Origin of the sequence: Acinetobacter sp. UBA3132 (genome assembly GCF_002364825.1) — a bacterium.
GTDB lineage: Bacteria > Pseudomonadota > Gammaproteobacteria > Pseudomonadales > Moraxellaceae > Acinetobacter > Acinetobacter schindleri.
Genome location: NZ_DEZM01000016.1, coordinates 1 through 4,227 on the forward strand (window position 1 = coordinate 1; position 4,227 = coordinate 4,227).

5 protein-coding genes are annotated in these 4,227 nt (G+C 46.5%); all 5 read right to left on the reverse strand.

Annotated features, from left to right (window positions below):
* Nucleotides 1-437, reverse strand: a 437-nt coding sequence (locus B4033_RS00615; RefSeq protein ID WP_286831115.1) for a DUF898 family protein, incomplete at its 3' end; no start/stop codon positions are given.
* A gap of 116 nt (nt 438-553) precedes the next feature.
* Complete coding sequence (gene fghA / locus B4033_RS00620; protein ID WP_286831117.1) at nt 554-1,390, reverse strand: S-formylglutathione hydrolase; 837 nt, start codon at nt 1,388-1,390, stop codon at nt 554-556.
* 38 nt (nt 1,391-1,428) lie between these two features.
* Nucleotides 1,429-2,829 (reverse strand): C13 family peptidase, encoded by a 1,401-nt coding sequence (locus B4033_RS00625; RefSeq protein WP_286831119.1) that lies wholly within the window; start codon nt 2,827-2,829, stop codon nt 1,429-1,431.
* 121 nt (nt 2,830-2,950) lie between these two features.
* A complete protein-coding gene (locus B4033_RS00630; RefSeq protein ID WP_008304391.1) occupies nt 2,951-3,772 on the reverse strand; it encodes a class I SAM-dependent methyltransferase in 822 nt (273 codons plus the stop codon).
* Nucleotides 3,766-4,227 (reverse strand): undecaprenyl-diphosphate phosphatase (locus B4033_RS00635; RefSeq protein ID WP_286831122.1); only part of this gene is annotated, 462 nt, incomplete at its 5' end. The genes B4033_RS00630 and B4033_RS00635, both read right to left, overlap by 7 nt.

The following is a 4,227-nucleotide window of genomic DNA, read 5'->3' on the forward strand; positions in this document are numbered from 1 at the left end:
TTAAATCGTAGTGTCGCCCGAATTAGCCAGGGTACTGCCAGATAAAGAATCAGCAACCCGACCAGTGTCGCTGTAGTAGACAGGTGTGAAGCAATCGAAATCGCAAAATATAGTCCCAGCGCAATCAGACGCCCCATCAAAATTTTGACTGGTACCCCGGTAAAGTCGAAACGGTGTTGTACAAATTCAGTATTACCATAAAAATAACGCAGACGGCGTACCTTGGCCCAAGGTGAATATAATCCTAAAGTGACGATTGTCAGCAGGATATTCACAATCCAGATACCGAAATATTCACTGGCAGTCCCATGAAAACGAAAATGCTGTAATCCGCCTACCCGTACAGGTCTTACTTCCGGCGTGGCTGGAATATCAGGTGGAAATGGTGGAATAACTGGAGGAATTGTAGATGCGTCTATATCACTGGTATTTTGCATAAACTGCCTTGTTTTTATTATATAAATCTTTGCAAGCATAGCGCATGATCAGACATGGATGCCATGTATATTTGCATTCATGCCATGAGTCATTTGCTTTGGGTTATAGCTAAAAATCAGTTTTCGAGCTGTACCGCATGGAACTGTAGATGGTCATCAACAAAGCTTTGGATAAAGTAATAACCGTGATCATAGCCCTGATGTTCACGCAAGGTGAGCTTTTGTCCCACGGCATCACAAGCTTGCTGGAATAAGGCGGGATTCAGCTGGCTATAGAACTGATCATTAAAGCCTTGGTCAATCAGGATATCCGGATAAAGTGCACCTTTGGCTTTGACCAGTTCAGTCGCATCATGTTTGGCCCATTCTGCACGATCTTCACCTAAATAATTGCTAAAGGCCTTTTCACCCCAAGGGCATTGGCTTGGTGCACAGATCGGAGCAAAGGCAGAAACAGAGACAAATTTTTCTGGATATTTAAATGCCAAGGTTAATGCACCATGCCCCCCCATCGAATGTCCAAAGATACCGATTCTGCCCGACTGGATCTCAAATTCTTCATTCACTAATGGATAAAGCTCATTCATGATGAAGCTTTCCATCTGGAAGTGTTCAGCCCAAGGAGACTGCGTTGTATTGATATAGAAACCGGCACCCTGTCCAATGTCCCAGTTATCCCCTTCAGCTACCCCTTCACCACGTGGCGAGGTATCTGGCGTAACCAGAATCAGGCCCAGCTGTGCTGCCAGACGCTGCGCATGCGCTTTAATCGCAAAGGTTTCTTCAGTACAGGTCAGACCTGCCAAATAGAATAACGCTGGACAGCTTTGTCCTGCCAAGGCTTGCGGCGGCAGAAATATACCAAAGCGCGCTGAATTTTTTAACACTTTAGAATTAAAGCGATAGATTCGCTGTTCACCTTCAAAACTTCTATTATTCTGTAGCAGTTCCATCATGATTCCTTTTCTATTTTCTAAAGTCATTGATCGGTTTAGGGCGCCAAAGCGACTGACTGGGAAGCTGAAGCTGTTGTCGCTGGCGGGAAAAGACGTTGTTCAAGCTGAGGTAACATCAACTCCATATTCTTACCGATGACCCACTGCGGCTCAGAAGGTTCAAAACCTTGTGCACTTTCCCACTTCGCTACAGTCTGGCTGGCTTGTGTAAAAGCTTTCTTTAAGCTGTCCTGCTCACGCATCGCTTCATCAAAGAAGGCGCGGCCAAAGTAGGTATAGTCGGCTTCATTCGAGCAGCCAAAGGACTGGCGATCTGCTGCTGAAGCGGTGATGATCAAGGTATTTTCATTTTGCAGTGCAGAAACAAAACTGCCGGAGTAACAGGCAGAAATCACAATGACTCGCCAGCGGATACCGGATGCATCCAGCGTGTCACGCAGCCACTTTGGATCGACCTGTGCCAGATCTAACGGTGCATTTTCCATTTCAAATACGTTTGGCAAACCATGCGAGGTCATGTACAGGAAGAGCACATCACTTTCACGATTCATCTGCTGGCCAATACGGCGTAAAGCCAGTTCCATACTGGTTTTGGAAGCAATTGGCATCTCGGTACGAGCTGCTGGGTGATTTACCAAGGCAATCGAACGACCAAAGGTTCCAAAGCGGGTATCAAACTGTTCCTTAATCCGTTCGATCTCTGAATAGAATACATCTTGATAGCTGGCACCTGCCACACCCACAAAATACCAGTGTGATTGCGCAAACTCGCCATATTCAATAGAATCCAACGCTTTGTTTAGTAAATTAGGTTGTGCATAGAAGGCATCTTCAGCAAAGCTTGGCGGGACTTCTTCCACTTTCCAGATCGGCTGATCTTTGACAGAAATCTGCCAAACGACCAAGGTAAACAGGGTTGCCAGCATAATCAGTGCCCGTTCCCACCACGGCCATTTCAGCTCACGTGAGAATACCCAGACCACAGCCAGACTTTGCCAGACAAACAGCATCACAAATAAGGTCGGGATATAGTCATACAGGATGTACGGCAGATAGTCGAGATCGCCCAGATACTGAATCAGACACTGGAACAGCATAATGTGCGTATCCAGTACCAGCCAAAGCAGGGCCGGCACCAGCATCAAACGCGGATTATTGATCCGCTGTGACAGAAAAATTCCAACAATCAGGGCAATAAAAGGCCAGAGTGCGTAGCTAACCAGACCTTGGGAGTTAAATTCCCCAATCCGGCCTGAACTGAGCCAACTGAACAGGGTGTTGGCACAACCGCCCAGAATGCCCCAGAACACCAGTTGAAGAATGGAGGGACGTACCATTTGCAGGGAACGCCTCGACCCCAGAAACAACCATATTCCGGCAATTTGATTGCTCTTAAAATCGTGCCAAAAATTAATGGATGGTTTGAAGTCGATCATAGGATTTCGGGGAGATCAAGTGGCTCGCTAATTCGCAGAATAAGTTTATGCTTGATAGGACTTTTATCAATGCTATTTTTAACTATATAACAAATCCTTGGCGAATTTTGAAGCAATTATCTTATTCAGCTACAAGATCATGCTGAAAATACGCATCAAAGCGACAAGCATCCCCTTGCCATTGATGATCGGGTGCTTTATCAGCCAGAAAAACGGCAAGACGCGGACGCTTCACCACCACCCGTTTAGCAATTTTCTGTGCCAGTTCCAGCAGGTTATCGCCAAGGTCCATTTCACCATCTTCAGGCAAAAGCATATGCAATAGCTGCATCTGTTTTTTCACCTGTGCCTGTTTCTTGGGTGCCTGCTGATTCTGGTCACGCTGCGGGAACATCGGATCCAGATAAACGACATCCACCATGGCGCTTTCTGCTGCCTGCTGGATTAAATAGTCAGCAGAATCAGAGAAGACCAGATGAATACGCGATACAACCGGATTCAGGAAAGCATCATTCTGCGCACGCGTATGGGTATCTTCCAGCAAGGTAAACAGAATCGGATGACGTTCGACCAGAGTGACATGCGCACCAAGATGTGCCATCAACAGGCTGTCATGACCAAGACCGGCAGTCGCATCAATTAGGGTCGGCTTTTCACCCAGGTTGCAAGCACGTGCAATCATTTCCGACTTCAGTGAAGCACGTTTTAAACGCCCCACTTCCGCTTTCCAGTCCGGTTGCATTTTCATGCCATTGGCACATAGCCATAAACCGTCCGCATCAACACACAGTGCCAGTTCGGGATTCAGGCGAAAGAAACGCGCATTGAGTTTTTCTACGGTCTCAATCTGAACCTGTACACCACGAGAAGAAAGCACAGCCTCAAAGTGCTGTGCTTTCTCGATATATGCAGTTTCAGTGTATAAGCGAATCTCGCTTACCATAATGTCCAGCCTGTGTATGCAAACAATAAAATGAGCAGTCCCGATACAATACGGTACCAGGCAAAAATCATGAAATCACGCTTCGCGACATAAGCGACTAACGCACGGATCAATAACAATGCTGAAATAAAGGAGACTAAAAGACCAACAGTAAGTACCACCCAGTCCTGAGTCCCACTAAACACGTCATAGCTCTGGTATAAGTCTAACAGGCCTGCACCGACAATTACCGGGATACCCAGAAAGAAGGAAAACTCAGTCGCTGCCTTACGTGATACACCGAGGAACATCGCACCGATAATGGTGGCACCAGAACGTGAAGTACCTGGAATCAGCGATAAGACCTGAATCAGACCAATCCAGATAGCATCTTTAATGGTCAGGTCTTCAACTTCTTGGGCACGGACTTGAGGTGGATTTTTTTCGATCCAGATAATGATCAGACCACCCACAAT

Excerpts from the sequence above, each read along its gene's own strand:
- B4033_RS00625 (WP_286831119.1), bottom strand. The coding sequence starts at position 2,829 with ATGATCGACTTCAAACCATCCATTAATTTTTGGCACGATTTTAAGAGC.
- fghA (WP_286831117.1), bottom strand. The coding sequence starts at position 1,390 with ATGGAACTGCTACAGAATAATAGAAGTTTTGAAGGTGAACAGCGAATC.
- B4033_RS00630 (WP_008304391.1), bottom strand. The coding sequence starts at position 3,772 with ATGGTAAGCGAGATTCGCTTATACACTGAAACTGCATATATCGAGAAA.